General features: G+C 35.8%; 29 protein-coding genes, 1 other RNA gene and 2 pseudogenes. 13 read left to right on the plus strand and 19 right to left on the minus strand.

Translation table 11 applies throughout. The annotated features are described in order from the left end of the window. Positions 1-50: 50 nt before the first annotated feature. The 3 genes and pseudogenes from FJQ98_RS01790 to istB form a co-directional block, all read left to right on the plus strand. On the plus strand, positions 51-548 hold the full coding sequence (locus tag FJQ98_RS01790; protein WP_053595847.1) for a hypothetical protein: 498 nt from the start codon (positions 51-53) through the stop codon (positions 546-548). Between the two features lie 30 nt (positions 549-578). Further along, positions 579-785 (plus strand): hypothetical protein, encoded by a 207-nt coding sequence (locus FJQ98_RS01795; RefSeq protein ID WP_053595846.1) that lies wholly within the window; start codon positions 579-581, stop codon positions 783-785. A gap of 281 nt (positions 786-1,066) precedes the next feature. Further along, positions 1,067-1,684, plus strand: a pseudogene (gene istB / locus FJQ98_RS01800) (IS21-like element helper ATPase IstB); the annotation flags it as partial. 2 nt (positions 1,685-1,686) lie between these two features. Here istB and FJQ98_RS01805 read toward each other — a convergent pair. Together FJQ98_RS01805 and ssrS are read right to left on the minus strand one after the other, a co-directional pair. Continuing rightward, complete coding sequence (locus FJQ98_RS01805) at positions 1,687-2,007, minus strand: hypothetical protein (RefSeq protein ID WP_053595844.1); 321 nt, start codon at positions 2,005-2,007, stop codon at positions 1,687-1,689. 236 nt (positions 2,008-2,243) lie between these two features. Continuing rightward, a non-coding RNA gene (gene ssrS / locus FJQ98_RS01810) (6S RNA) lies at positions 2,244-2,436 on the minus strand. 247 nt (positions 2,437-2,683) lie between these two features. Between ssrS and FJQ98_RS01815 the strand changes: the two genes are divergently transcribed. The 3 genes from FJQ98_RS01815 to FJQ98_RS01825 all read left to right on the plus strand — a co-directional run bounded on the left by FJQ98_RS01815 (position 2,684) and on the right by FJQ98_RS01825 (position 4,932). After that, positions 2,684-3,022: a zinc ribbon domain-containing protein YjdM gene (locus FJQ98_RS01815; protein ID WP_053595843.1), complete on the plus strand. Its 339-nt coding sequence runs from the start codon at positions 2,684-2,686 to the stop codon at positions 3,020-3,022. 382 nt (positions 3,023-3,404) lie between these two features. Further along, the gene (locus tag FJQ98_RS01820; RefSeq protein ID WP_053595886.1) at positions 3,405-3,935 is read left to right on the plus strand and encodes a sigma-70 family RNA polymerase sigma factor; all 531 of its coding nucleotides are present in this window, start codon (positions 3,405-3,407) and stop codon (positions 3,933-3,935) included. Continuing rightward, the gene (locus FJQ98_RS01825) at positions 3,928-4,932 is read left to right on the plus strand and encodes an anti-sigma factor (protein WP_053595842.1); all 1,005 of its coding nucleotides are present in this window, start codon (positions 3,928-3,930) and stop codon (positions 4,930-4,932) included. The genes FJQ98_RS01820 and FJQ98_RS01825 overlap by 8 nt, the downstream gene beginning before the upstream one ends. Positions 4,933-4,985: 53 nt before the next feature. Here FJQ98_RS01825 and FJQ98_RS01830 read toward each other — a convergent pair whose 3' ends face one another. The 3 genes from FJQ98_RS01830 to FJQ98_RS01840 all read right to left on the minus strand — a co-directional run bounded on the left by FJQ98_RS01830 (position 4,986) and on the right by FJQ98_RS01840 (position 6,681). Beyond that, positions 4,986-5,498 carry a zf-HC2 domain-containing protein gene (locus FJQ98_RS01830; protein WP_053595841.1) on the minus strand — a complete coding sequence of 171 codons (513 nt, stop codon included), beginning with the start codon at positions 5,496-5,498 and terminating at the stop codon, positions 4,986-4,988. A gap of 104 nt (positions 5,499-5,602) precedes the next feature. Further along, complete coding sequence (locus FJQ98_RS01835) at positions 5,603-6,241, minus strand: YfbR-like 5'-deoxynucleotidase (protein WP_082340220.1); 639 nt, start codon at positions 6,239-6,241, stop codon at positions 5,603-5,605. Positions 6,242-6,369: 128 nt separating this feature from the next. Then, positions 6,370-6,681: a tyrosine-type recombinase/integrase gene (locus tag FJQ98_RS01840; protein WP_053595840.1), complete on the minus strand. Its 312-nt coding sequence runs from the start codon at positions 6,679-6,681 to the stop codon at positions 6,370-6,372. 250 nt (positions 6,682-6,931) lie between these two features. Between FJQ98_RS01840 and FJQ98_RS01845 the strand changes: the two genes are divergently transcribed. The 3 genes from FJQ98_RS01845 to FJQ98_RS01855 all read left to right on the plus strand — a co-directional run bounded on the left by FJQ98_RS01845 (position 6,932) and on the right by FJQ98_RS01855 (position 8,886). Continuing rightward, complete coding sequence (locus tag FJQ98_RS01845; protein ID WP_053595839.1) at positions 6,932-7,318, plus strand: phage holin family protein; 387 nt, start codon at positions 6,932-6,934, stop codon at positions 7,316-7,318. Continuing rightward, on the plus strand, positions 7,315-8,007 hold the full coding sequence (locus FJQ98_RS01850; protein ID WP_053595838.1) for a peptidoglycan recognition protein family protein: 693 nt from the start codon (positions 7,315-7,317) through the stop codon (positions 8,005-8,007). The genes FJQ98_RS01845 and FJQ98_RS01850 overlap by 4 nt, the downstream gene beginning before the upstream one ends. A gap of 531 nt (positions 8,008-8,538) precedes the next feature. Next, positions 8,539-8,886, plus strand: a complete 348-nt coding sequence (locus FJQ98_RS01855; protein ID WP_053595837.1) for a BLB8/JUQZ-1 family protein — start codon at positions 8,539-8,541, stop codon at positions 8,884-8,886. 108 nt (positions 8,887-8,994) lie between these two features. On the opposite strand, the gene FJQ98_RS01860 is transcribed toward FJQ98_RS01855, so the two are convergent. From FJQ98_RS01860 to FJQ98_RS01875, 4 genes are all read right to left on the minus strand, one after another. Next, positions 8,995-9,138 (minus strand): hypothetical protein, encoded by a 144-nt coding sequence (locus FJQ98_RS01860; protein ID WP_201406605.1) that lies wholly within the window; start codon positions 9,136-9,138, stop codon positions 8,995-8,997. A gap of 34 nt (positions 9,139-9,172) precedes the next feature. Further along, entirely contained in the window at positions 9,173-9,310 is a 138-nt protein-coding gene (locus tag FJQ98_RS01865) for a hypothetical protein (protein WP_198926913.1), read from the minus strand. Between the two features lie 76 nt (positions 9,311-9,386). After that, complete coding sequence (locus FJQ98_RS01870; RefSeq protein WP_053595836.1) at positions 9,387-9,602, minus strand: hypothetical protein; 216 nt, start codon at positions 9,600-9,602, stop codon at positions 9,387-9,389. Between the two features lie 96 nt (positions 9,603-9,698). Beyond that, entirely contained in the window at positions 9,699-10,502 is an 804-nt protein-coding gene (locus tag FJQ98_RS01875) for a hypothetical protein (RefSeq protein ID WP_053595835.1), read from the minus strand. Between the two features lie 610 nt (positions 10,503-11,112). Between FJQ98_RS01875 and FJQ98_RS01880 the strand changes: the two are divergent. Then, positions 11,113-11,552: pseudogene (locus FJQ98_RS01880) on the plus strand (hypothetical protein). A 443-nt stretch (positions 11,553-11,995) separates the two neighbouring features. On the opposite strand, the gene FJQ98_RS01885 reads toward FJQ98_RS01880, so the two are convergent. From FJQ98_RS01885 to FJQ98_RS01910, 6 genes are all read right to left on the minus strand, one after another. After that, on the minus strand, positions 11,996-13,840 hold the full coding sequence (locus FJQ98_RS01885) for an FtsX-like permease family protein (RefSeq protein WP_053595834.1): 1,845 nt from the start codon (positions 13,838-13,840) through the stop codon (positions 11,996-11,998). After that, on the minus strand, positions 13,830-14,591 hold the full coding sequence (locus tag FJQ98_RS01890; RefSeq protein WP_053595833.1) for an ABC transporter ATP-binding protein: 762 nt from the start codon (positions 14,589-14,591) through the stop codon (positions 13,830-13,832). Before FJQ98_RS01890 ends, FJQ98_RS01885 begins: the two co-directional genes overlap by 11 nt. A 111-nt stretch (positions 14,592-14,702) precedes the next feature. Next, positions 14,703-15,683, minus strand: coding sequence for a sensor histidine kinase (locus tag FJQ98_RS01895; protein ID WP_053595832.1), 981 nt, complete (start codon positions 15,681-15,683; stop codon positions 14,703-14,705). Further along, on the minus strand, positions 15,680-16,369 hold the full coding sequence (locus FJQ98_RS01900) for a response regulator transcription factor (RefSeq protein WP_053595831.1): 690 nt from the start codon (positions 16,367-16,369) through the stop codon (positions 15,680-15,682). The genes FJQ98_RS01895 and FJQ98_RS01900 overlap by 4 nt, the downstream gene beginning before the upstream one ends. Before the next feature lie 70 nt (positions 16,370-16,439). Further along, positions 16,440-16,583 carry a hypothetical protein gene (locus FJQ98_RS01905; protein WP_158003066.1) on the minus strand — a complete coding sequence of 48 codons (144 nt, stop codon included), beginning with the start codon at positions 16,581-16,583 and terminating at the stop codon, positions 16,440-16,442. 327 nt (positions 16,584-16,910) lie between these two features. Continuing rightward, positions 16,911-19,952 carry a hybrid sensor histidine kinase/response regulator gene (locus FJQ98_RS01910; protein ID WP_053595830.1) on the minus strand — a complete coding sequence of 1,014 codons (3,042 nt, stop codon included), beginning with the start codon at positions 19,950-19,952 and terminating at the stop codon, positions 16,911-16,913. Between the two features lie 555 nt (positions 19,953-20,507). On the opposite strand from FJQ98_RS01910, the gene FJQ98_RS01915 reads away from it, so the two are divergent. Further along, a complete protein-coding gene (locus FJQ98_RS01915; RefSeq protein ID WP_053595829.1) occupies positions 20,508-21,530 on the plus strand; it encodes a GGDEF domain-containing protein in 1,023 nt (340 codons plus the stop codon). Between the two features lie 57 nt (positions 21,531-21,587). On the opposite strand, the gene FJQ98_RS01920 is transcribed toward FJQ98_RS01915, so the two are convergent. From FJQ98_RS01920 to FJQ98_RS01930, 3 genes are all read right to left on the minus strand, one after another. Continuing rightward, the gene (locus FJQ98_RS01920; protein WP_158003065.1) at positions 21,588-21,806 is read right to left on the minus strand and encodes a hypothetical protein; all 219 of its coding nucleotides are present in this window, start codon (positions 21,804-21,806) and stop codon (positions 21,588-21,590) included. A 278-nt stretch (positions 21,807-22,084) separates the two neighbouring features. Beyond that, positions 22,085-23,197 (minus strand): response regulator, encoded by a 1,113-nt coding sequence (locus FJQ98_RS01925; protein ID WP_241774601.1) that lies wholly within the window; start codon positions 23,195-23,197, stop codon positions 22,085-22,087. 78 nt (positions 23,198-23,275) lie between these two features. Further along, positions 23,276-23,458 carry a putative motility protein gene (locus tag FJQ98_RS01930; protein WP_053595827.1) on the minus strand — a complete coding sequence of 61 codons (183 nt, stop codon included), beginning with the start codon at positions 23,456-23,458 and terminating at the stop codon, positions 23,276-23,278. Between the two features lie 282 nt (positions 23,459-23,740). Between FJQ98_RS01930 and FJQ98_RS01935 the strand changes: the two genes are divergently transcribed. Together FJQ98_RS01935 and FJQ98_RS01940 are read left to right on the plus strand one after the other, a co-directional pair. Beyond that, positions 23,741-24,556, plus strand: coding sequence for a 3D domain-containing protein (locus FJQ98_RS01935; RefSeq protein WP_053595826.1), 816 nt, complete (start codon positions 23,741-23,743; stop codon positions 24,554-24,556). 186 nt (positions 24,557-24,742) lie between these two features. Beyond that, a complete protein-coding gene (locus FJQ98_RS01940; protein WP_053595825.1) occupies positions 24,743-25,294 on the plus strand; it encodes a superoxide dismutase family protein in 552 nt (183 codons plus the stop codon). A 136-nt stretch (positions 25,295-25,430) separates the two neighbouring features. On the opposite strand, the gene FJQ98_RS01945 is transcribed toward FJQ98_RS01940, so the two are convergent. Beyond that, positions 25,431-25,709: a hypothetical protein gene (locus tag FJQ98_RS01945; RefSeq protein ID WP_143114922.1), complete on the minus strand. Its 279-nt coding sequence runs from the start codon at positions 25,707-25,709 to the stop codon at positions 25,431-25,433. Between the last annotated feature and the right edge of the window lie 226 nt (positions 25,710-25,935).

A 25,935-nucleotide genomic window follows, 5' to 3' on the forward strand; every position in this document is an offset into this window, starting at 1 on the left:
AATATTTGCTATAGCAAACAGTAAGTATAAATAAAATGGAGGCGACCATCTTGCAACTAATAAAAAAATCAAATATGAAGTTAACAATTGTGGTAACAATGATAATAAGTTTATTTATTCTTCCGTTTGGATCAACAGCAATGGCTACTGAAGATTTTGAACAAAAGGGGACAATTATTGCGGAATCTGTTTATTACAATACACTAACAAAAAAATACGAATTTGATACTGAATTTGCTTTAAGTAATGGTTTGACAAAGAACGAGGTAAACAATGCTGAAGCCTATTTTGAAAGTTTATCAGTGACTGAAGTAGAGCAGATGAATAATGAGATTGGTTTTGACGAAAGCTTAGAAATGCAAAATGGTGAAATAACACCTAGTTTCATTCCTGCAATTTTAATTCCTATCGCAAAATATTTGATAGGAACGGCAGGTGCAGTTATTATTTATCATGTAATTACTTATGGTATTATTAAAGCGTGCAAAAATTTAAAAGGTGAATATTGGTTCTTTACAGATTTTTGTGAAACAAATGGATGGCTTTAATAAAAAATAATAACTGAGGAGGGTTTACTTATGAAATTTTTAGATAGTAATTTTTTTATTTTTATTTTGGCTTTTGTAATTGCTATTGCGTTTGTCAACCCACCTGTAATATATGATTTTAAAAGTATAATTTATTTTTCTATTTATTTAATGATTTTAATTTCAGCTGGATTTGTTACATTAAAGCTTTTATTTAAGATGTTTGATTTGGCTGTTTTGAAATTTAGTAAGAACTGAAAATTCTGTTTTACATGTCTATAAGTGAGAAGTCAACTCGTTAATGGGTTGACTTTTTTTGTGTGCCGGGCATGTCCACCAACTAGGTGATGAAAGTTCACTGTGGGCGTTGGGATATGCGAACCACTAGCCAAGTGCAAGGACAACCCCGAATGTGATTCGTGTACCTCGGACCAAGGTTTTGCCGCCAGCTTCCTTCAGATTCCGCGTCGCTACGGACATTATGCTTTACTATGGAATTAATAGCTTCCTTATTTAAGACACCAACAACAATAGCCAAGCCAAACTATGAAATCGATATACGTGAGCAAAATATGATGCATGCGATGGTCAAAGTAGGCGCATTTCCGCATCGAAAAGAAATTAAGGATTTTGATTTTGAATTTCAACCTTCAATCAACCCGCAGCAAATCCATGATTTTGCGACATTACGTTTTATTGAAAGCAACGAAAATATTGTATTCTTAGGTCCGAGCGGCGTTGGAAAAACGAATTTGGCATCAGCGATTGGTATAGCAGCTGCAAAGAAACGCACAAGCACGTATTTTGTGAAGTGCCATGATTTAATCCAGAATTTAAAAAAGGCTCGCCTAGAGAATCGTCTAGAAAGCCGTTTGAAGCATTACACCAAATATAAATTACTCATTATTGATGAGATTGGTTATTTACCGATTGATTCGGAGGATGCAAAATTATTCTTCCAGCTCATCGATATGCGTTATGAAAAACGCAGCACCATTTTCACAACAAACGTCAACTTCAAGTCCTGGGACGAGGTGTTCCAAGAGACAAAATTAGCAAATGCGATTTTAGATCGCATTTTGCATCACGCAACAGTTGTCACAATCGTTGGCAACTCCTATCGTTTGAAGAATCACCTAGCTCCAGAAGGTGAGTAATTTTATACACTATTAAGTGAGCGTTTTTGTACATAGTTTAGTTGACATTTGTAATTAACAAATAAATTCGATGTTTTAATTACATTTCCTATGAGTGTATAATCAGTATTGGATTTTTCGATTAGATTAAACTTAAAATAAGCTTCATATATGAATTCTTCCCCGTTTTCATCTTTTCTTAATTCTTTTTGAGTGTAGGTTGTATCCTCTTTAATATTTAAATACAGTTTTTTTAAAATTGCTTCACGTGCGCTTTTTTCCTCATAAACTTCTATAATGTGAGAATTAATATTGATTTTTGAAAAATACAGTGTAACAGACATACAATCTTTCTTGAAAATTACATAATATCCATTGTAATGATAAATCAAATAGATGAGAAATACTATAGACTGTTCTTGATTTGAATTTGTTCACTTATTACGTTTTACTAAGCTTTTTCATGCGATATTTTAAATTTTTGCACACGATTTGCACACGATAGAAAATTGCATAAAAAAATCACCCTCCATTATTGGAGGGTGATTCTCTCAAAAGCCATGTGGCTGTATGATTAAATTAAAAAGCCGCGTATGCCGTAGTTATTATAGAAAGTTTTAAACCACCACTCCTCAAAGTGGGTGTTCGCAGAAGCTTTCCTGCTTATCCTCATGCACCATGGTGTGAGGCCCGTCATTCCAACTCCAATAATAAAACTCCCTTTTACAGCTTAAAGGTTAAAACTTAATATTGTACGAACAATGCAGCCTTTAAGGATATAATAAGGCATGTTAAATAAACTTGCAAGTAAGATGGTTTGTACAAAAAAGTCAATGGGCAAGTGTCCCAATTCATACATTTCCAGAATGAAATATCTCCAAAAGCTTGAAACAGATTCAAATATTATTCACAAATGCGAACGAAAAATACGAACAACCTTTACTTAGTAGGGCTTAGTATGTAAGATAAAGGAGCATATATAGGGTTTACCTAGATAAAAAGTAAAAGGAGGAAGCAGAAATGGCAGCTTATCCAAATTGTCCAAAATGTAATTCTGAATACACATATGAGGATGGAACGAACTTCGTATGTCCAGAATGTGCGCATGAGTGGAGTACTGATGGAACGGAGCAGGAGGCAGATTCGCTAATCGTAAAGGATGCTAATGGCAATCTACTTGCGGACGGCGATTCTGTTACAGTTATTAAGGATTTAAAGGTTAAAGGTAGTTCTTCAACATTAAAAATTGGGACAAAGGTGAAAAGCATTCGTCTCGTTGAAGGCGATCACAATATTGATTGTAAAATCGATGGCTTTGGTGCAATGAAATTAAAGTCAGAGTTCGTAAAAAAAGCATAATTACTGTAAAAAGAGTCGTGAAATGAAGCTCCCCAACTTGATGTTGGAAGGCCATTCTAAATCGACTCTTTTTTATTTTTATTCAGTAGGTGTCTAAACACCTACTGAAATAGAGAAACACAGTCTAAGAACGCCACGTCCTGTGGCAACGACTGAGTGATCAACATCATGCTGTTGCTGACGCTTCGCTTTCGCACAGACAAAACCTTTTGCTGACGCTACGTTAGCACTACGCTATCGCGCAAAAAACATCTGTTGGCTCAAAGCCTCCGGACTCAATTATGCCAAGGTGAAATTGATTTTAATAAAAAATTTAGTAATTACTGTAACATTTAGCAAAGACATACGTTTTACTTGTGAAAAACGAAATGAGGGAGATGGCATGGACAGACAGCGGAAAAACGAGCTTGAGCAACTTTATGAAAAATACGCGAAATCGTTATATTATTTTCTGCTGAAGATGTCTGGTTCAGTGCATATAGCGGAGGATTTAGTGCAAGAAACATTTGTACGAGCTACGATATCGCTGTCATTTTATAAAGAGGAGGATGTGAGAGCATGGTTATTCAAAGTTGCACGGAACACGTATTTAGATGAATGGCGTAAGCAGAAAAGGCGAAGGACTATTCCATTCGCACACTTATTTTGGAAAGATGAAATGCTAAGTCCGTATGGGTTACCAGAAGAGGATTTTTTAACGCAGGAAGTGACAGAAGATGTACAGGCGTTGCTGAAATTTTTACCTGAAAATTACCGAACGATTTTATATTTACGTGAATATGAACAATTCACCTACTTAGAATTGCAGGAGGCCCTAGAGCTTTCTGAGGGGCAGGTGAAAATACTTTTGCATCGTGCCCGAAAAAGATTAGAAGAAATAGTGAAAAAGAATGGAGGTTTCCAACATGACTGAGTGGTCGCAGGGGAATGAAAAAAAGATTTTAAGAAAATACCGTTTTACGTTAACATTTCGAGTACTGCGTATATTGCTAATATGCTTCGTTATTTATGCTCTCTATATAGCAGGGGTGTCCATCGTTTTTGATAAAACGCGTCCTGATCTTAAACATGCTTATAACTCTTTAATGGTATTTGAATGGCTACATCCAAATATGAAAGGTCAATATTCTATGGATTCGCCTGCTGAAATAACACCATTCCTGACACAAAAATTTAGCTATCCTCTAGAGAAGCAGGTAGGAAAGGAAAAGGTTGTAGTCGGCGAAATGCATGTTGAAAAATCTATAATGAATTCTAATTCATCTCTGAGTATGGACTTACCGTCGACAAATACATCACAACAATTTAATTTTAATTTACCCGAAGATCCGGTAACGGGAAAAGCAACCTCATCTCAACTTAACAATAATATATGGAAGATATTAGAAGAATTACCTGATGGAACTGTAGCGGAAATGGCATTTTCAATTTCAACATTTAAAGAGCCTATAGAATTGGTAAAAATGCTTGCTCCGTACGACGTCCAAATCGTTTGGATGCCATTATATACAGGTGAGTTTAAATCCTTTGAACCAACTGCTTCTGGCCGCTCCAGTGGTACAATTACAATTTATGATAGAATCGGTCTATCAGGAGGCTTAACAGTTAGTGATGATTATTCACATATATCTGAAGCACAGGACTTATCAAGTAATGTGAAAGATAGCCAGCGTTGGATGGTAAGAAATATGGAAAAACTATTGAAAAATGAAAAGAAAAGCTATTATGAGGAGTTTCTCGGTTTACACCATTTGCAAGAACGCTATGATTATATAAAAAAGAATGGATTTCAAGCTTATGGTGCTGTTGTAACAGGACCGGCAAAAAAGTTATGGATGCTTCAAGATTTAGAAGGTATTTCTAATGAAATGCTAGGGGATGTTGAACTTATGAATGGGTATAATTGGTGATGAAAGAAGTTGTCTCAGATACTTAAGACAACTTCCTTCTGCAAGGTGGAACATTATTTTGTAAACCTACGAAATAAAATAGCAAAAGCGGCACCAAATAGTGCAAAAATAGTATGTAAAAGTGCTATGTAGCTAGCTCCAATCAACAGTGTACCAATTTCCGTTAAGGAGTAGTGGGTGACATAGAGTGAATTATTGATATTGTTAATAATGGCCCATACAAAAACAGGTACAGAGCTGATGACAAAAACAATCCAAATATTTTTGTAAAAGAAATAAGTAAGACAGCCAAAAATCGCGTATGATACAGCAAAGCTCGTTTGATTGCCAAGTAAGGAAGAGTTAATGGCAAACATAAAGGATAGTACGATAAAAACAAGGTGGAAAAATGTTACCGTTCTTTTCATTAGTAAATGATAGCCTTGTGTTTGCTTTGAAGTAGCAAGTTGCCGGCAATGCTCACAATTAGCTAAATGGTGTTCGACAAATTGTATAGTAGTTGCTTGGAGCGCTTGTTTCTTATACAAAAGTAATAAATCCTCTACAATTGAACATTCCTGTGACAAAAGCTTCCCTCCAATCGGTCTCCTTTCATTATACGACTTTTTTGAGGAAATAAAAAAAGCCTTCCGCGAGTTCATTCGTTCGGAAAACTTGTACATGCACTTTATTAATTTGATGTTAACACTTCATTTGTCAAAGCTTGAATATCAATATGTGTTTTTTCCTTCACAGCATCCTTCAGAATCTCAGTACGGAAATAGTGAACCGAAGCTTCAAGTGGAATAGCTAAAATCTTGGAAAGAGCTGATTGATACATATGCACAAATTCTTTATCTGTGTTTCCGCGTTTTAACTCAGCAAAGGCTTCATAAAATTGGTCAAGCTTATCAGCAAACTCAAGTAGGCGACCCTCTATAGTTTTATCCTTGCCTTCTTTCATGCGCTCAAAGAAGACAGCCTGAAACTCTTGAGGGATCTCATCAATAATAAATTTCTCCATCATTTTGTCTTCCACATGTGCAAGCATTTGCTTAAGCTCTGGGCTCGCATGCTTTACCGGAGTTTTAATATCGCCGATAAATACTTCAGCAAAGTCGTGGTTGATTGTTTTTTCATATAATGATTTCCAATTAATTGTAGCTCCATTCATTTCCTCAAGTGTGGCAAAGAACATCGCATACTGTGATACCTTCCAAGAGTGAGCAGCCACATTGTGCTCTTCAAATTTGAAGCGTCCAGGGCAACGAATAATACGCTCTAGGTCATTAAGACTTGTAAAAAATTGATGAATTCCTATAAAAATCACTCCTTTTCGTTCTATAAGTGCATATTACTATAATATGTTTCGAAGTGTCTAGGGATATAAATTTACAAAGGGTTAAAGGGCATTTTTTAATGTTGGTTCCCAAAAAAGTGCCCCAAACCCTAACGATTTTAAACAATTAACTTAGTGATGAGTTTCGCGGCCTCTTTTTCCTTTTCTTTTAAAGAGTGTGCATAATAATCTAAAACAGTATTAGGTGTATCGCCAAGCATTTTCGCAACTACTGTTATTGCAACTCCTTGAGCACATAATAAGGATGCAAAGGAATGCCTTAAACCATGAGCTGTTATTCTTTTAGAAATCGCTTTATTCTCATAGGCAGTGTTCAAAATACGATTAACAATATTTCTACCTACACAATTAAGAGTTCTCAAATTGATAAAGACATGATCACTTTCTTTATGTTTTATTCCATAACGCATTTTTTGTTCAATTTATTTTTAGTAGGTAAATTAAATTGGACCTACGTGTTTAAAAATATTAGATACAGTTATGATAATGATAAATGGCCACATACAGATAAGAATCTCTCGCTAGAAGTTAGAAACATCTATATTGATGGAATAAAAAAAGATTAATGTTATTAAGCACTCTTATATTTAGGGTACTTTTTAAAATGCCTTCCACAAAATTTGTGGAGGGCTTTTATTATGCAGAAAAGGACGGTGTCTTATGGACATTGCACAATTAATTCAATATCCGTTTTTATCATTAGTACCAACAACGATTTTATATATGCTACTTGCTTATTTCGCATTTAAAGTATTGGATTTTGCAACAGGCTTATTGAAAACATGGAAGAAGGTATCGCCTTATCAATCAAGGATTATGCGCGATGGTATCATTCGATGGATTGGGGAGCTGGTTGCAATTACATTTGTTATCCTACTTGATTTAATTTTTGGCTTAGATTTCTATTTAACAGGCTTCACATTAGCTTTATTCCTATACAAAGAAGGTGGTTCAATCGCTGAGAACCTTCAAACATTAGGTGTAGATATGCCTGGAATTATTGGAGAAACAATTGAAAAACTTAACAAAGAAGGTGGGCGCAAATGACTTATGCTATCGAACAGCGATTGATGTCAGGCTTGCCAAACTATGCTTTGACAGCTGCTAAATACGTCATTGCCCATGAATCAGGAAATCCTAATAATTGTGGCTCAAATGCTTTGGAAAATGAAATTGCTTTTATGAATCGGAATAAAGCGAATGCATTCACCTCACATTGGGTAGGTGGTGGCGGTAAGATTGTACAAGTTGCACCAGTTAATCGTGTGCAGTACGGTTGTGGCCCTAAAGGTAATCCATATTGTTATGCACAAGTAGAATTGGCACGTACAAATGATACGGAGCAATTTAAAAAGGATTACGCGGCTTATATTTGGTTATTGCGCGAACTTGCTAAAGGTGCTGGATGTAACGGAATTAAGTCACACCGTTGGATTACGGACAATTTAAAAGGTACGACACATAGAGATCCATTTTCGTATCTGCAGAGCATGGGGATTTCAGAGGAACAATTCAAGTTAGACATTAAAAACGGCTTAGATAAACCAAAGGAAAAGGGTGATGATACAATGCAATTCACAAACGAGACAACTAAAGCTGCAGTGTGTGACCATATTAAACAAGCAGTTGATAAAAAGCTGATTGATAAAATGTGGTTAGATAAATTTGATAATGGAACTATGACAAATGGTGATTATGAAGGTTTGAAACTTATCATTGCACAGCGTATTAAATAAGTAAGTGCAATAAGGCTTAATTACACAGGCTGTTAAATATTATTCAGAATTCAGACTTGAAGGATGTACAAAGTGGAGCAATGACAACTGATCGTTTAGTAGGCTTGTATATTACGATTCAGCAACGTCGTAGTAAATAAGTAATAAAGGCTAGCAAAGCTAATTTAGCTGAGCTGGTCTGGTCTTATTACCTGTTAAATGATACTAAAGTGACAATTTTGTGAAAATTATTATCTTAGTAAATGAACTAAACTGAATGAAAATATCAAGTGTTTTAGTGGGAAATTCACTAAAATGTTACCTAAGTTATATGAAAAAATAATAGAACGTCAAATAATGGCGGTATAATTGGCGTGATTTGGCGTGTTTTATAAAATAGATAGCTGAATGCCGTCAGAAAATGGCGGTCATAACGCCGGATATTGGCGTGGAAATTCAATTGAATTACTACTTTTGGGAATGGTAGGATAATAGTAACTCGAGGGTATTGATATGCTATAGCAAAAAAAATTAGAAAAAGGATGAAAAAACATGAAATTCAAAAAAATAGTTCTTGCTTCTGCGCTTGCACTTTCTACTTTAACAGTTATGCCTGTTTCAGAAACGCAAAAAGCTTCTGCTGCTGGTCTTGATTGGTGGGAATTTTGCAAAAGCGATGACTTGTGCCAAGGTGTGACTAATTCGAATATGATGGTAGGAACAGAAAATAGATGGGGCGCTACTAAACTAGAAATAAAATCAGGTGCAGGTGTAGTTACTTTAACTTCTCGTAATACAATTAAAGCAATGAAACCTGGCGAAGCTATTGTTTATCACTATGATAGAACTGGTGCTACTGAAACTGGAAAATACTATATTTACAAAATTCTTGTTAAATAGGTTATATAAATTTTTTTAATTAAAGAACCAGGCGCTCATAAAATGTGAATACCTGGTCTTTTTTTGTTTATTCATTTAAGAAGTTCCTCAGTTGATCCGAACGCGTATTTATTTTTCTCTTGTTGATTTTTTGACAAGTTCATCACGTTCCTTCAATAAACTTTTTTGCTTACGGTTTAAAAAGTAACCTCGTACATATAACGCAAGCAAAGCAACAAGTGAAGCAATGAGTAGGATACTTAAAATTTTCATATGCTTGTAGTATACTTAGTGATGAGGGAGGGGATTAACCCCCTCTTCTCATTTTTCTAATTTCTAGCTCTAGCTTCTTGTTTTCTAACTTCTTCTTCCGGTTGTCCAGCCATTTTGAATGAAGTTGTAAAACAATGAATGCTAGGGCTATTATTGTTCCTAAGTATTCCACAAACTCACCTCCTTTCTATACTTTAATTATAAGTCATTTGATATATAAATTAAGTGATTTATAAAAGTTTTTTTATTTATTTTGCAAGATGATTATCATAGTATTCACCAAGCTTTTCAGCTACGCCTAATCCCATACGACTGATGTCACTTACTCCATCTACATAGCGTTTAATCGCCCCTTGTGTAAGCCCACACTCTTTAAAGATTCTATATGATGTATGCTCGCTCTCGCCATTTTTAGCAGCTTGTGCAGCATTGATAACTGCCTCTACTTTTTCTGTAAGTTTCATACCTAACACTCCTTTTTAAAATCTAATTATAAATCATTTGAATTATATATCAAATGATATTTATATCAAAAGAAAAAAGTCACTCATTTGAGTGACTTATTTTAGTTTAGCTTGCAATATTGCAGAATCATTTTCAATGCTACTGTGGTATGTGTACATAACATCATTGAGAGTATATGTTTCAGTGTGGTCAACCAATTTTCCGTCACCTGTAAAGCCTAGTTTATCCAGAATAGCTGATTGTTGCTGAATACTTAAAGTTTTATCTGCACTTTGTAATAATGCTTCGAATGCAATTTTTACTTCTTTATTTTGTGTTGCAAGCGCATTTGATGAAACTGCAGTACTAATTTTTTCAATGTTATTTTCTTTATTAACATCTATAAAGATAAAAATATCACTTTTTAATTCAATGCTATATCTTCCAGCTTCGATTAATCCCTTATCTTTCATATTGATATTAGAATTACTCTTAGTCTTGGCAATAATTTGTTTTAATGTAGATTCGTATTCATCAATCGCACCCGTAGAAGCTTTATTCATTGAATTTGATACGTCTTCGAAAATTTTTTCTTTTTGTTCCTTAGTCAACTCAACTTTCTCCGTCATTAATCCATCTTCTATAATAGAATTTAATTTTCCATCTTTGAAAATAAGCGATACAGAAGATTCTTTATCTACTCCATTTTCTCCATCATAGTCTAATTCCAATAATAAATTGTCATTTTCTTTGGCATCTGGATTTTTCGGTTGGCCACCTACAACTTCTTTTACCTCATCAGGACTCATACCGTTTTCCAACTTTTTAAACTCATCTGGCGTAATTGTAGCAGTCTCTTCTTCACCACATGCAGCAAGTAATAATATAGACATGGCTCCTACGTAAAATAATTTTTTCATTTACAAAATCCTCCCTTTACATTCCCATTTTAGGAAAACTGGAGATGAATGTACATATAAAAAAACAGACAACCAATTTAGTTGTCTGTTAAACCAGTACCTGCCCATAGATTTATTTAATTATAAAAACGTTCCCCACAAAGTTCCCCAAATGAATTCTTTTAGTTTTTCTTACTTATATATTAATACAAATTTAAAGAATAGCTGAAACATTAGTTTTATAAAGGGTTTCAAAAAATCAATTCTGTAGTTTTTCGAGCCTATCCATATTACTATAATCCTTACCCTCTTTGTGTATATTTCAAACAATTTTACAATGATTCATTTTGCGTTTACAAAGCATTCACAATTGGCGATAAAGCGCGCTTATGTTAAGTGCTATAATGAGGGGGGACTGAATCAATTATGCCTTGGCATAATTGCGTCCGGAATCGGCTTTGTGCTTGCACAAAGAACTCCTTTCCGATTCCGTGACATCCGCCGGAGGCTTTAACTTCTTTCAGCAGGTGTTTGGACACCCAATGAAAAAGTAACTTAAACCCGCATTCATCTCACCATCTATAGAGGCGGGAGACTTCTGCTGAAAAAAGTTAAAAGGGGAGGACGCACCATGATTTCAATTTATACAATTCTTCTTTACATACATATTTTAAGTGCTGTTCTTTCGATTGGGCCTTTGTTCGTTGTTCTAACAATTGTTAAGAAAATGCGTACAGCGTCTCATGTTGAAATGTCACCTTATATTGAGGCATTTAAAGGAGCGATTACGATCGTCAAGCATTCGGGGCATGTTCTTGTTGCATCCGGTATTTTATTAATGTGGCATGCGGGCTATCATTGGAGTACCTCGTGGATTGTTCTTACATTTCTTGTGATCTGGCCTCCATTGTTTTTTTAGCAAGAGCGTTCAAACCGACTTTACAGACATTTAATACACCTGTCTATGATCAGCAAAAATTTACTTCATTGCTACATCGCAAAGCATGGATGTACATTTTGCTATTGCTAATTATGTTATGGCTAATGGTAGCAAAGCCTGTGCTTTGGTAAAGAATAAAAAAATCGCACTCTAAGTTTTGTGAATGTTGTGCTACCTCGCTTTCGCACAAAAACATCTGTTGCTGAAGTTTAATTTTATCACTATAAATTAGAGTGACATGCCAGAAGATACATGCTATGTGAAGTGGTTGAATGGAGTGGAGGCTGGGCGACTCCTCGGGGATTAGCAATAGAGGAACGAAGGCTAAAAGCATCACGTCCTGTGATAACGCCTTCGTGACCAACCTCGTGTTGCCCCGACGCCCCCAGGAAGCTTTGCTCTGTGCGAAAGCGTAGCGACAGCAACAACAAAGCGCCCAGCCGGAACGGAAATCAACCCCCTTGTTTTGCCGAAGAGCCATACTTTATTTAATGTGATACCTTATTTCATTGATACAATTATTTTCAACAATATGAAAACATCGCACCCCGAGAGGAGTGCGATGTTTTTTTCATCAATTGCTAAGCAAGCGTTTGAAATAGCTTTTGCGAATAAATATAAAACTAACGAAGAACAGGGCAAAGAAGCATAAAGAGCTCACCATTGAGACTTGGAAAAATGATGTTGAAATCATTTTTCGCATAGCCAATAATGTAGCAAATAACATTGTAGTGGCTATCGTGAATGGTACAAATATAAGGATCGCCAGCTCCTTAGAAACAACTGTGAATAACTCTTTTTTAGATAGCCCAAGCTTCCGTATGCCTGAATACTTTTCTTTTTCCTGAAGAAGTGTCGTTTGTAAATAGAAGTAGAGTATACTCATTGCTGCACTTAAGAAAATTAAGCTCAACATAGAGCCGATAAAGAACATAATACTTTTCGTTAACATCTCTGAGTCATACAATTCGATTTTTGAAGTTACATAACGTTCCTCATATATATGCGGCATATCCCCAATAATTTTTTTCGCAAGTTCTGTATGTGCTGTCCAATTTTCTAACTCAAATAAATAAGCTTTATAAACAGGGTAATCGATACTGTTATAAAGATGATCAGGTACAATAAAATACGTTTTCCTGAAGCCGGAAGGTAAAAAATTTCGCTCATCTACAGAAGCTAGCTTAAAGTTCTTAAGATAATGATCTTCTACTGTATTTGTTATTGGCGATATTTTACGTTGGCCAGCAACAGCTATAAATTCATTGTCATTTAATCTAACCCTCTGATTTTTTAACAGATTATAGTCGGAAACTGACATATAACCAAGTCGTGTATCTTCATTCGATTTAAATTCAATGAAATATTTTTCTGAATCCAATGTGGATAATTGTTTTTCAATATTTTCAATATCAGCTTCTACCATACTTGGATCAGCCTTAGGAGTGGCAATGTACTGAAAACTGTATGGAAAATTTGCCTCACTATCTTTTTCAACATTATAGTAAGAGCTAAATAAAATGCTTGTACTTAAAAATACACCGCTTAATAAGACCGTGATTAAAAATAGTATATTTGCGTGCGATTTCATTTTCGCATTGAGATTGGAAGCTAGTAACATATTCGTTTTCCGCATATAGGCTGGTGATCTCTCGAAAATTTTAAGCAGGAAGCGCATACCTTGTGAGATGACTAGATAAATGGTAGAAAGAATACTTACGAAAAACGCTGTGTAGTAAAGAACACCAAAGCTATATATAATCTCATGATCAATTTTTAATAAATAGGCTAAAGTAGCGGAAATAATAATACTAATGAATAATAAAAGATAGTGTGGTTTTATCGATTTTTCAATAACAGCATCACTTTTTAATAGTTGAATGGACGCTTCTTTATTTATAAATCTTGTCATTATTTTTGAAATTACAACGAATAATACAAGGAATAAACCAATAGTTAAAACAATTGCTTTAATAGGCATATACATACCGAAAGTTTCTGCCTTTAACACAACCTTGGCACCCATTAAGAAGAGAGGTGCAATGACAAGCCCAAGAATAATGGCTGTAATAATCGCCATAGCACCGATTAGAATATTTTCACGAAAGACTAACGTACGAATCTGTTTCATCGATGCACCAGTAATCATAAAAATACCTAGTGTTTTTGTTTTTTTCTTTAAAAAGGCCATGATGGAATAGGCAATATAGATAAATGAAAACAAATAAACGAGCAAACTCGCTAACATTAATGCAAGGCCAAGTGATGAGTGGGGATCTATAATTGCAAGACCCGGATGAAACACAATGACTGTAAATAGAAAGAAAATAATGATAGAGAACATACTGCTAAGGAAATACGAAACATAGGTCCATTTATCACGTAAAATGTTTTGAACAACGATATGATTAAAGCTCATGCTGTCCACCACCTAAAAAAGCAAGTGTGTCCATGATTTCCTGGTAAAATTGTTTACGATTATGACCACGATGAACTTCGTTGTATAATTTACCATCCTTAATGAATATAATACGATTGGCGAAGCTTGCTACATAAGGATCATGTGTCACCATTAAAATGGAAGTTTTTAGCTCAGTATTAATAGAACTAAATAAGTTCATGACATCATTTACTGCTTTGGAATCGAGATTTCCTGTAGGCTCATCTGCCAGCAATAAACTCGGTTCATGAATAACCGCACGAGCAATAGCAACACGTTGTTTTTGTCCACCAGAAATTTCATAAATTCGTTTTGATAGAAGCTCTTCAATTCCGAGAAATTGAGATACATGTTTAAGTCGTTGCTGCATTTTATCAGCAGGTAAACTATCTAACGTTAACGGTAATAAAATATTTTCTTTCACCGTTAATGTGTGGACAAGATTAAAATCTTGAAAGACAAAGCCTAATTCTGAACGTCGGAACTTAGCAAGTTCCTCATCATCTAAAGAATAAGGATTTCTTTCATTTATAAGAATTTCGCCAGCGGTAGGGCGGTCGATTGTTGACACGCTATTTAAAAATGTAGTTTTCCCACTTCCTGAAGGTCCCATTACGGCTACGAATTCGTTCTCACCAAGCTGAAAATCTATGCCGTTCAAAGCCTTGTATGTGATTTCGCCGATATATTCTTTCTGCAAATTAGTCACTTGTAGGATTGAGTTTCCCATCTTTAACAACTCCCTTACTTCGATTGATAGCTTAAGTATAAAGAAGGAGCAGCATTTTACCTATTTGGCTATATGACGTCAATATGACAAAGTTGTCATATTACCTTACAATCATGGTTTTTTCACGCTATTTGAAAAGTCTATGGAAAAGGTCGTGACGCGCTCATGGGACTGTAAAGTAAAAGGGTGCTCTAATACCGTTAAAATCTTTTTCACTAAATACAAGCCTATACCTGTTGCTTCACCGCTCGTTCTTCCTTTCATGCCTGTATAAAATAAATCAAAGACACGTGAAATTTCACTCTCGGGAATCGTTTCTCCGTAGTTTTGAATGCGTAAAGTAGCTTCATCATAACTGATTTGAATAGAACTTTCAGACTCACCATATTTAATGGCGTTATTGATGACTTGATAAAGTACGACTTTTAACCATTTACGATCTGAATAAATAATCGTATTTTCAACAATCGTCACTTTTGGAAAAACTTCTTTAGCGATGAAATAATCTTTTAAATCATTAACAACTTCCTTCATAAGCTCTTTTAATGAAAGTGCTTCTATTTTTAAATCAGCGACTAGATTGGACGTGCGTTCATAAGTTAGTAGCTGATTGAGGGTAAACGTCAGCTTATCACATTCCTGATTAATTATTTGCAAGGGCTCTAATTGGTTAGTTGCGTTAGATTGGATCATCAGTTGAATAACCGATAATGGCGTTTTCATTTGATGGACAAAATGTGAAAGTACAAGCTGTTTTTCTTTCCCTTGCTCCTCTAAATATTGCTGCTGTGTTAAGTATAGATATTGCATTTGTCGTAGTTTTTGGCTATAGGCTTGCTCAATCATAGCCTGTGGTTCATACAGATAGAGGTTATCGCTTGTTAGTGTGTTCTTCTGTAAATGAGCATAGAGCTTTCTTCTGCGATAATAACGTCCAATCAGCCAAATGGTAAATAGGAAGCTAACGAGAAAGATAAAATAAAAATAGTGTGAAGATAAATCATCCAATGAATGAATGATCCAGGGTAATAATAGAAAGCTTACACAATAAAGAATGATTACACTTACATGATCTCGCAAGAAAAGCTTCATTCTTCTGCCTCCACTAATTGATAACCAAGTCCACGAATTGTTTTAATTTCGAGTCTAGATTGAATCGCCTCGAATTTTTTGCGTAATCGGCCAATATTAACAGATAAAGTGTTTTCTTCTACGAAGGATTCATCATCCCAAATGGCACTTAACAATTTTTGACGAGGAACAACATTAGGATAAGCTTCAAATAGTAATTTGCTAAGCTGCATCTCCTTTAACGTTAACAGGCTCTCGTGTTTCTCGGTGTAAAGACGAACTGTATTAGAATTTAATGTTGTATTAGCAATGGAGATCGAATTAGAATCGGAGGAAGCATATTCTCCATATGTACGACGAATAAGACCATTCACCTTTGCCATAAGTACATCTAGCGAGAAGGGCTTCGTGATAAAATCATCGGCCCCGTTTTCAATACCATACACTTGATCGATATCATTCACACGCGCAGATACAATGATAATAGGGCAGTTGGATAGCTGACGGATTTTACGCGACCAAAAGTACCCATCGTAGGTTGGCAGGTTAATGTCCATAACAACGAGATGAGGTTGAATTGCTTGAAATTCTTCTACTATATGATTAAATTGTTGGACGGTATAGCATTCAAATTGATATTTTGATAAATGCTCCTCAATAATATTTGAAATATTGATATCGTCCTCTATTATGTAAATTTTGTGCATATTATCGACCTTTCTTTATTAACATACTATTAATGTACCCTGATTTCTAAAAATCCATAAATTTAGCTTATCACCATAACGTGGGGTTGATTTCCGTTCCGACTGGGCGCTTTGTTGTTGCTGTCGCTACGCTTTCGCACAGATAAAACATTTGCCGCTGTCGCTTCGCTTTCGCACAGATAAAACAATTGTTGCTGCCGCTTCGCTTTCGCACAGAGCAGAGCTTCCTGGGGGCGTCCGATGAGCCGCTTCACTCGCTTCACTCGCTTTGCTCGCTGCAGGGTCTCGGGCCAACACGATGTTGGTCACGAAGGCGTTATCACAGGACGTGATGGTTTTAGCCTTCGTTCCTCTATTGCTAATCCCCGAGGAGTCGCCCAGTCGTAACGAAGATCAACTTATCTATATAGCGTACCTTTAAAAATATTATCCCCGGCTTTTGGCGATGGGTTATAAATAATCATTAATATAGTAATTGTAACTTGAAAGTATAAAAAAGAGCCACCACCAACTCAATTGAGAAGGTGATGACCTCTTTCATTTATTTTTTAGGAATATGGAAGGTGACAGTTGTTCCTTCATTTAGTGTGCTTGTAATTTGTAATCTCTGGCCGTAAATCCTTTTAAGACGTAAATCCGTATTACGTAGCCCTACGCCAGTGTTTGGTGAATGGCCACCGGATTGTAGTTCATCTAATATACTTGGATCTATCCCAACGCCATCATCGATAACACTTACTGCTACATGATCCGGAAAATCTTTTATACGGATACAAATTGTACCGCCTTCTTCCTGTTTCAATACACCATGACGAATCGCATTTTCTATTAAAGTTTGTAAGGAGATAGGGGGGATTTCAATGTTTATATTTTCATCAACATCCCATTCAATGTTTAGTAATTCCCCAAAACGCTGCTCTTTGATATAGAGATATGAGCGCACTAGCTCGAGCTCTTCCTGAAGAGGCACCACTCGCTGTAGATTCCGCACATCAAAGCTTGCATGTAAATATTCACCAAAATGATGCATTAAGTCAATCATTCGATCAGTATCGATCGTACTAAGTGATGCAATTGTATTTAATGTATTAAATAAAAAATGAGGCTGTATTTGGGCCTGAAGCCAAGCTGTTTCAAAATGTAGTTGTTGATTGATGCTATATTTTAAATCGATTAAGGCTCTGCTCCTTACCTTTAACTCTAAAGAATTAATAGGCTTCGTAACATAATCATTTGCACCATGAACGAAACCAGTATAAACATCCTCGGGATAATTCCGTGCTGTTAGTATTAAGACAGGTAATTCAAGCAATGAGTAGTGCTCTCGAATATTTTCAATTAATGTATAGCCAGATATATAAGGTAGCATCGCATCAATAATGACTAAATCCCACTCTTCTTGCTGTAATACTTCTAATGCCTTTTCACTGCTAGTAATAGTAGTAACAGCATATTCTGTTGTTGCAAATAAACTACGCATAATCGTTAAGTTTACAGGATCGTCATCGACCATTAAAATATGAAATTGTTTTTCCATTGTAGGGGATGAATTATTCCCTTCAATAGGTAGATCCATAACCTCTTGTTCAATATATGATTGGTCTTCACTCAACCCTTCCTCTGCTAATGGTAATGTGAAATAGACATCCGATCCTTTGTTAGGAACAGAATGTATTTGCAAAGTTCCACCATGTAATTCGATGAGTTTCTTTGAAATTAATAACCCGAGGCCAATTCCATCATCGTTGTCCTTTCCTTGTTCGTAAGGGGAAAATAGACGACTTTGGATATCATCATCCATTCCTAACCCAGTATCACGAATATGGATAACAGCCATATTATTTTCTATATGGGCACTGATTTCTATAGATCCTACACTTGTATATTTAATGGCATTGTGTAGGAGATTAAAAAGAATCTGGATCAATCGATTTTCATCGGCCACCACATTAGGGAATGACCTAGGAATTGTTGAATTCATTTGAATCTGTTTGCCAATTGTTATAAAGCGCAATAAGTCAAAAACACCATAAACTGTACCTTGAATACTGACGTTCTTTTTATGGAGATGCAAATTACCTTCTTTTAAACGAGTAAAGTCTAGGATGTCATTTAATGAAAATGACATGCTTCTCCCAATATCAATTAGATGCTTTAGGTTTTGTTTGTCATCATCCATAAGCTTATTGTTTGGGTTATCATAAATGGACTGTCCTAATGTCATCATTTTATTCATGGGATCCCATAGCTTTTGTGAGCTACTGGATAAAAATTCATCCTTTAATGCATCGTCTTTTTGTAATTTAGCAATCAATTGATTAATTTGCTCTTTATTTTCAAAAAAGCGTTTAAACCAATAGCCAGAAAAACCGAGCATGACAAATAAATAATCGAATGGATACATTGGTATATCAAAAACATAGATGGATTTGATATATGCCCATATGATGCCATTCATTGTACCGAGAGCCGTCAGTGCAATAAAAGCTGTGCTCTGTTTTTGATTTTCAAGATACTCTCTTAAAGCGAGTACCACTACAAATAAAAATGAAACGACATAAAGTATAAAGTAAAGAGAATTTATTGCGAATAACCAATTAATCGGTAAAACGACAGTGAAAAATGCTGAAAGGCCGTAGAAAGCAAAGAGCCACTGAAAGCTTTTAGCATTATGATATTTGACGAGTAAAACACGCATAAATTGAACAAAGAAAAAAGAAGCCCCGAGATAAATGATAGTAGATAGCTTAAATGACCATACATAATCGAGATGTAACCAAGTGATGATAGATTGGTCATATGAAATTAATTCATCTGCTAAAGGCAAAAGAAACCCTACTGTGAACAGTAAAACAATTGGCTTTGGGTTAATAAACAAGAACACAAGGGTGCTAAAAAGTGCGAATAATAAGAGCATTATTGAAATTGTCGCAAGAGATAGATCATTAATCATTTGGTGATGTGCCATAGCTGAAGCAGAGCCAAATAAAACTCTTTTATCAATGCTAGGACTTACTGATGTATCAAAATTAGATACATGTAGAATCAAGTCTATTTCAGGCTGCTCACTTGTAAAGAAAACAGTATAAGGAGCGGCATGCCCTTTATGATTATTTGAATCAGTAGCTACTTTTCCTGACTGTTCAATCAACTTCCCGTTAATATATAATGCTGAGGCGGTTGGTACTGCAGGAATTCGAACGGCATAACGATCATCTTTGGGAGCACTGTGATTGAGTAAGATTTTTAAACGGTATGTACCATATCGTTGTGTCGTTGCCTCTGAACCTCGCATGGGAATCGTTCTGGTAGCTTGTTCAAATGATTGAGGAGACTTGTTATTATCAATGTTTAACGGATCTATTAATGATCCGGGATAGTAGAGCCATTCACCATTTAAGTTAAGAACTTCTTCATCGGATAGCTGTTGATCTCGTATATCAAATATACCTTCCTGGGCAATCGGTTGATCACTGGAAGGGAGAAAGTATGCTAGCCATAGTAAACGAAGTGTAGTAAGACCTATAAAAATTAAAATAATGAAAAGCGAATGTCGTATAGTCGCTTTTTTTAACGGTGACATAAGGACCTCCATGATATTCTAGTTGTATTAAAAGACCTACATTTACCATGCCATGAAATTCGGAAAATGGGAATAAGAAATAAGGAATTTTTTAAAAAAATATCAGGCGTGTTGATTAGGAAAAAATAGGTTTATATTGAGCGATAAGGATTTTTTTATTACTATTTTGCTATTATATTTCCATTTTAACTGATTGTAGTGTAGGGTTACTCGACTCGGGAGGGAAAGCGAGACAGACGAGACCCTGCACGGAGCGCAGCGGCTCGACGCTCGCCCGCAGGAAGGTGAGTAGCCAGCAGCGGAAATCAGCCTCTTCGAATTAATTCGAATGTATAAAAATGGTTAATCAACACACCTGAAAGAATATATTAAGAGTAATCAAAAAGAACTACAGTAAGGTTTGGTTCTTTTTGTTTATATGGATTAGCTATATTTAATCGGTTTTTAAGTTTTTTTTAAGAGATATGACGTATGATGGTGGAATAAATAATTTGTGGGTTGAAACATTGATAAAATTTAACGAAAAAATCATCTCAATGGGAGAAATGATCTATTGTGGGTAAATTCAAGTTAAAGTTATCGTTTGTTATTGTTAGTATGACGGTAATTGTTGTACTTGCGACTTCTAGTGTGAGTATTTGGAGCAGCTATCGAAAATTTAATGACATTCTTATGCAAAATAAAATAGCCATGCAGGAAAATTATGTGAAGGAAGTTTCAGCAATCACTGAAAGCTACGTACAAGAAAAACTGAGAGAACCAAATCAGGATAAGTCTATCGAACCTTATATGTCGCAAGTGGTTGACAAATTACTTGATGAAAGAGTAGTTTCATTTAGCGTGTTGATAAAAAGTATAATCGTGCCTTTACTATTATTGTTAACTACAGTATTGGCATTGGCTGTATGGCTAGCTTTAAAAATTACACGACCTTTAAAAAAGCTTTCTACAAGCTTAGAGAAAGAAGAAATAGAGAAGCTTGAAGAAATTAATGACTGGTATTACGAAGCGCATTCGTTAAAAGAAGTAGTACAAAACATGGTCATTTGCTCAGAAAGCAAAATATTTGATTTAACTGATCAACTGAATTTAGACTCCTTAACGGGAATTCCTAACCGTAGAAGGATGGATCAAATTTTAAATGAATTAATCATTAATAAAGTGCCACATGCAATGGTTTTAATAGATTTAGATGACTTTAAAAGTATAAATGATACATATGGACATACTGTAGGAGATGAAGTTTTAAAAGCCTTTGCAAATCATATGCAGGAGAACATTGATAAACAGGGAATGTGCTTTCGATATGGTGGGGAAGAGTTCATGGTTATATTACCATCCGCTACAATAGATGTAGCTTTAGATTTAGCGGAGAATTTACGTATAAAGCAGGCCTTGTTAGAGACTGCGTGTGGAAGGCCTGTTACAATGTCTGCCGGCATTACAGCTTTTACAACAAATATTAAAACTTCTAATCAAATAATTGCAATTGCAGATCAGGCATTATACAAGGCGAAGCAGTCAGGTAGAAATTGTATCTGTGTCGTTAGAGGGTTGTCTGAAAAAATAATTAAATAAATTATCAGACTGTAGCCAAACTCAAAAAAAAAATTTCTTTAATTAATAGGTTTATCATCATAGCGTGGGGTTGATTTCCGTTCCGACTGGTCGCTTTGTAGCTGGCGCTTTGCTTTCGCTACAGAAAACATTTGCCGCTGACGCTTCGCTTTCGCGCAGAGCTTCCTGGGGGCGTCCGATGAGCCGCTTCACTCCAGCAGCACCGATGTTGGTCACGAAGGCGTTATCACAGGACGTGATGGTTTTAGCCTTCGTTCCTCTATTGCTGATCCTCAAGGAGTCGCCCAGCCGGAACGAAGATCAACTTATATACAGAGCATACGTTTTAACAAATGTCATTCCCGTTTGATGATAGGCCAATTAATAGATAAATAAGACAGTTGATTTCCATTACTGGCGGGATGAATACAAGGTAGAAAAAAGATAAAAGGCATCGAGAGTGACTTCTCGATGCCTTTTATCGGTGGCCTGAGTATGCTTTAAGGTGAAATCCTTGCACAATGATTCGTTCTGCTTAAAGCAAAATATGCATTTAGGAGAATCTTTATTGTAATTTAAAGTTCCACTGATATTGCATTAAATAACTCAGTTGTTTCGTGCTCTGGCAAAATACCAAGATCAGCTATCAAAGTACGTTTGAAGTTATTGTAAATCTTTACTGCATTTGCTCGATTATCCACGTCGATATAGTGCTTTATTAGCTGTTGAATGGTTTTATCGGAATATGGATTATGTTCTATCGTTAACAGTAAGATATGCTCTCGTTTTTTTACATCATTTATTGCTGTATAATGCTCTACTAAATCATGAAGTAAAAGAGTAAATTGGTTATTCATGAAATTGGCTTTACTAGTAATCCAGGGATAATCTAATGTGGCCATATATTCACCTTGATAGTTTTGTATTAGTGCCTCAGCCGTCTCTATATCAAGCTTTCCGGTCTCCATTTTTCTATTTAAAATATGCTCTAAGTCATGGGCATCACATTGAAAATCCTCTAGCTGCAAAATATAGCAGCCATTTGCATGCTGTATAACTTCTAAATAGCCCAATGCTGAAAGGGTAGTACGTAGATAAGAAACTGTTGTATGTAGCTGCACTCTTGCCTTTTTATATTCTGTCTCTGACCATAAAGCATCGATGATTGAATCGCGAGGTACAAGGCTATTAAGATTGGAAAAAAGAAAGGAAAATAATTCTTTTGTTTTAACCGTTCTCCAATGGACGGCTTTGTCATCGTGTAAGACAACGAATCCTCCGAAACATTGTATCGTAAGCGCAGGTTTATTTCGTATTAGAGTAGGAGTCGAGTTTTTTTCTAGGTGGAGGAGTTCTTGGATTCTATTAATTGTTGTCTCTAGACGAGCTTTTGAAATAGGCTTTAATAAATAGTCAAGGGAATGAATTTCAAATGCTTGGACAGCATAGTCTCGATACGCGGTGACAAATACGATATAGACATTTTTGTTCCATTCTTTTAATAACCGTGCAATTTCTAAACCGTTCATGCCAGGCATTTCAACATCTAAAAATGCTACTTGAAAATCCAAGCTTGGCCCCTCTGCAAGCAAATCTTTCGCAGTTGTAAAAGATTTAATGACCTCTATTGAATTAAATTCCTTTAACTTTTTCTCCATGTTTATAAGAGCTAATGGCTCATCATCCATTATTATCACTCGAATCAAAAAGGGCACCAACTTTCAAATATTAATTAACCTGAAGTAAGAAATTTAAAGTGAGATAGGTTAAATTGAAATATCAATAACTGACCCTTTATACGGATGTATAGCCACTTGCTGCTGTGGTAGATCTTCTAATAATTCGACAGCAGCAGCCGTATTTAGATTGAGTGCACTTTGCATAACACTCATTTGTACAGTATGTTGTAGCTCCATAATCTGAGAAGACATTATTGTATTAATTTCCACCCTACATTCCTCCTTTACCATATTATCGGCTTAAAATATTGATTTTCCAACGTATAAAAGTTGCAAATAAAGTTTCAGTAGTTTTTCCATAAAAATATTTGACCTGCTAAAAATATGATTGATGTTGTATATTTTTCCGTTTTTATAGTAATAATTCGTAATATCAGGTCCATTGTCCTGAATTATTAATTGCATTCTCTAGCATTGCTTGCATAAAAGAGCCTAACTCTAGTGTGCTAGCAGCAGAATGCAAAATTATAAATTATGGAGGTATTACAAATTATGAAGAAACAAGCATTAGCTTTAGCTGTAGCATTGACCTTGGGATTAAGTTCGTTTGCCAGTTCGTCATCTGCTGAGGACAAACTCGCTGTTATGCCATTCGACGCATTGTGGGGAATCTCGAAGATTTACAATTTAGCTATAGGCGAATTTGAATCGCTAAGCGAAATAGATCCGAAATGGTTTTATCCAGAGCAAAATTTAAATGCAGACGAAGCGAAAAATGAAAAATCGTTGAAAGACGAACATTTCGTTGAACACGGGGATACATTATTTGCAATTGCACGTGAAAATGATGTGGCAGTGGATGAATTAAAAGAATGGAATAACCTTACATCTGATTTAATTTATGTGGGCGAATCATTAGCCATCAAAGCATCGGCGGCAAAGCCTAAAACTTCCGTGAGCAAAACTAATAAGCTAGCAACAACTTCAAATACAAAAAAAGCAACAACATCAAGCACAACAACATCAAGTACAACAGCATCAAGTACAACAACAACAAGTGCTCCGGCAAATGATACAGGCAAAACGTTAACAATGCGAGCAACGGCCTATACAGCGTATTGTGAAGGGTGTTCGGGGATTACAGCAAATGGAACAGATATAAGATCTAATCCAAACTTAAAAGTAATTGCTGTAGATCCACGTGTAATTCCTCTTGGAACAAGAGTTTGGGTTGAAGGTTATGGTGAAGCAATCGCAGCAGATACTGGTGGAGCAATAAAAGGTAATAAAATTGACGTATTTATTCCTACCGAAGGACAAGCTCGTCAGTGGGGCGTCAAAAGTGTAACTGTAAAAATTTTAAATTAATGTGATTAGAAGGGTGTCTCCTTAAGTTGGAGATATCCTTTTATTTTGCATTGTTTTTAAGAATCAACATGGACTAAAAGCCAAGTCTACGAAGTTTACTCCATAACCAATAATTCGCAAAATTCTAATGAAATTGCATAAGTGGAAGGATTGTTGGCAACCATCTGAAATAGAGGAGGAATTTTTATGAAAAAAATGAGCTTAATAATTATTTCTTTATTAGTATTTGTCGGCGGTTGTGGTTTCTTTGAAAAGAAGGAGCAAAAAGTGGCAGTTAACGCAAATTCAGCACCAACTGCAACCGCGAAAGTAATTGGTAAAAATAATGAAAGCTATGGAAATGCATATTTTGAGGAAGAGGATAATGGGGTTAAGATGACACTCGCATTATCAGGATTGCCAGCAGGAAAACACGGCATTCATATTCATTCCGTTGGGAAGTGTGAACCACCAACGTTTGAATCGGCAGGTCCACATTTTAATCCAACGAGTAAAGAGCATGGGAAGGATAATCCTAAGGGATATCATTTAGGAGATCTTCCGAATTTAGAAGTTGGTGAAGATGGTAATGTGGATTTGAATTTCTTAGCTGAAGGGCTAACATTAGAAAAAGATGCTGCCAACTCATTGTTGCGTGAAGGAGGCACTACATTAATCATTCATGAGTCAGAGGACGATTATAAAACAGATCCTTCCGGTAACTCTGGTGCTAGAATTGCTTGTGGCATTATTCAATAAGGAAAATGAATCGACTGTATCTGAAGTAAGTCACTTTAGATATAGTTTTTTTATTTTGAGAGAGAAAATCGACAATAAATTAATTTTCCGAAATCATTCATTTTTGATTCATCCCTAAAAGTGGGGAGGATATTTGTTAAAACGTATGCCGTGTATATAAGTTGATTGGAGTTGAGGCTGGACGGACTTCCTGGAAATCAGCAGTAGAGGAACGAAGGCTAAAACCATCACGACCTGTGATAACGCCTTCGTGACCAACATCGGTGCTGTTGGTGCTGCCGCTACGCTTTCGCACAGACAAAACCTTTTGCTGTCGCTGCGCTTTCGCACAAACAAAACCCTCTACTGTTGCTGTCGCTGCGCTTTCGCACAAACAAAACCCTCTGCTGCCGCTACGCTTTCGCGCAAAAAACATCTGTTGGCCCCAGACCCTCGAGCGGAAGCGAAGTAGCTCATCGGACACCTTCAGGAAGGCGCCCAGTCGGAACGGAAATCGACCTCGCGCTATGGTGATGAACCAAGTAGAAGGTCTTTTTTATAATGAAACATGCATTTTTTATACATTTTGTAACGAAATTTATTTTCTTGAAAAAAGAATTTAATAGTCTAATGTAGATAAAATTAGGGTGAATAAGTAATTA

The sequence above is a fragment of the Lysinibacillus agricola genome (assembly GCF_016638705.1).
GTDB classification, from domain to species: Bacteria; Bacillota; Bacilli; order Bacillales_A; family Planococcaceae; genus Lysinibacillus; species Lysinibacillus agricola.